Source organism: Streptomyces anatolicus (assembly GCF_019400875.1).
Taxonomy (GTDB): Bacteria; Actinomycetota; Actinomycetes; order Streptomycetales; family Streptomycetaceae; genus Streptomyces; species Streptomyces anatolicus.
This window is the reverse complement of record NZ_WMBF01000761.1, coordinates 1-1928: the sequence shown is the minus strand read 5'-3', so window position 1 is coordinate 1928 and position 1928 is coordinate 1. Positions and strand designations below refer to the sequence as shown.

Here is a 1928-nt window from a genome sequence, read left to right as displayed (position 1 = left end):
CCCCGTGGCCCTCGGCGCCCTCGCCTTCCTCGCGGGCGCCGCCCCCGCCGCCGCCCCCGGTGGCCTCCGCGCGCTGCTGACCGGCGTCGTCCCGGAGAAGGCCGTCGCCCAGGCCCTGTCCGTGGAGTCGATACTGACCTTCGGCATATGGGCTGCCGCGCCCGCCGCCGTGACCGGCATCGCGCTCGGCGTATCCCCGTCGCTGCCCCTGGCGTTGGCAGGCGTACTGATGGCCGCCTCCGTCGCCGGGCTGTGGATGCTCCCCGCGGGATGGCGCTCGGACTCGGGCGACCGAGGCGGCGAGTCCATGGCGCGCATCCTGGCCCGCGCCTGGCCGATCTTCGTGACGGGCGCGGCCAGCCTCTCGATGCTCGCCCTCGCCGAGCTGGTGCTGCCCGCGCTCCTGGAGCAGCGCGGCATCGGCGTGGGCTGGGCGGGCCTCCTGCTTGCCGGTCTCGCGGTGGGCTCCGCGATCGGCTCGTTCGTGTACGGGCTTCGCACCTGGCCGGGGCGGCTGCGCACGCAGAGCATGGTGCTGATGTTCGCCGTCTCCGGGTGCCTCGCCGTGGTCGCCGTGCTGCCGAGCGTGGGGTGGCTCCTCGCGGTCCTCGGCATGGCGGGCGTACTGCAGGCCGGGGCGATGCTCACCCGGAACCTGTCGCTGCGCGAGGTGCTGCCCCCCAGCGCCCTCGCCGCGGGCTACTCGGTGATGTACGCGGCGGTGGGCGCCGGATACGCGGCGAGCGGTTCGCTGGCGGGCGCACTGCTGAGCGTCGTATCGCCGTCCACGGCGATCCTGGCGGGCGTCGGCCTCGGCGTCCTGCTGACCGTGATCGGCGTCCTGGGCGAAGTGAAGCCACTGACCTCGGCGGACACGAAATCCGACACGAAAGCGGAAGCCCACACAGAAGCGGAAGCGGGCGTGGACTCAGCCGGCGGCGGCGACCGCGCGGAACGTACGCCGGTATGTGGTGGGGGTGACGCCGAGCGCGGCCTGTAGGTGCTGCCGCATCGACTGGGCCGTGCCGAAGCCGGCCTCCCGCGCCACCTGGTCGACGGAGAGGTCGCTGGACTCCAGCAAGTGCCGTGCCCGGTCGACGCGTTGCTGCGTGAGCCACTGGCCGGGGCTGACGCCGACCTCCTCCCGGAAGCGGCGCGTGAACGTACGTACGGACATCGCCTCCTGCGCGGCCATGTCGCGCAGTTGCAGCGGCTGGTCGAGGCGGGCGAGCGCCCAGGCCCTCGCCACCCGCGTGGTGGCCAACTGCGGCTCGGGCACGGGCCGCTGGATGTACTGTGCCTGGCCGCCGTCGCGGTGGGGCGGTACGACGGTGCGGCGGGCCACGTCGTTGGCGACGGCGGTGCCGTGGTCGCGGCGTACGAGATGGACGCAGAGGTCGACGCCCGCGGCCACGCCCGCCGAGGTGAGGACATCGCCGTCGTCGATGAAGAGCACGTCCGCGTCGACCCTGATGCGCGGGAACAGCTCCTGGAAGTGCGCGGCCGATGCCCAGTGCGTGGTCGCCGGGCGGCCGTCGAGGAGACCCGCGGCGGCCAGGACGTACCCGCCCGTGCAGATCGAGACCATACGGGTGCCCGGCCGGACGCGGGCGAGCGCGGCGGCCAGTTCGTCGGTGAGGCGGCCCTCCTCGTACACCGGCCCCAGTTCGTACGACGCGGGGACCACGACCGTGTCCGCGGTGGCCAGCGCCTCGGGGCCGTGTTCGACGAGGATCGCGAAGTCGGCGTCCGAGCGGACCGGGCCCGGTGGCCGCGCCGAGCAGGTCACGACCTCGTAGAGCGGGCGCGCCTCCGCATCGCGGGCGAGGCCGAAGATGCGTTGCGGGATGCCCAGTTCGAAGGGGATCACGCCGTCGAGGGCGAGCACGACGACCCGGTGCCGGGGCGGCCGGGGCGTCGGGGATTGC

2 protein-coding genes are annotated in these 1928 nt (G+C 74.2%); one reads left to right on the top strand and one right to left on the bottom strand.

All coding sequences use genetic code 11. The features are described from left to right. The coding region (locus GKQ77_RS32240; protein WP_219692677.1) for an MFS transporter at positions 1–1000 on the top strand (1000 nt) is incomplete at its 5' end. Here the strand turns inward: GKQ77_RS32240 and GKQ77_RS32235 are convergent. Then, the gene (locus GKQ77_RS32235; RefSeq protein WP_219692679.1) at positions 929–1888 is read right to left on the bottom strand and encodes a GlxA family transcriptional regulator; all 960 of its coding nucleotides are present in this window, start codon (positions 1886–1888) and stop codon (positions 929–931) included. The genes GKQ77_RS32240 and GKQ77_RS32235 overlap by 72 nt on opposite strands. Positions 1889–1928 lie beyond the last annotated feature (40 nt).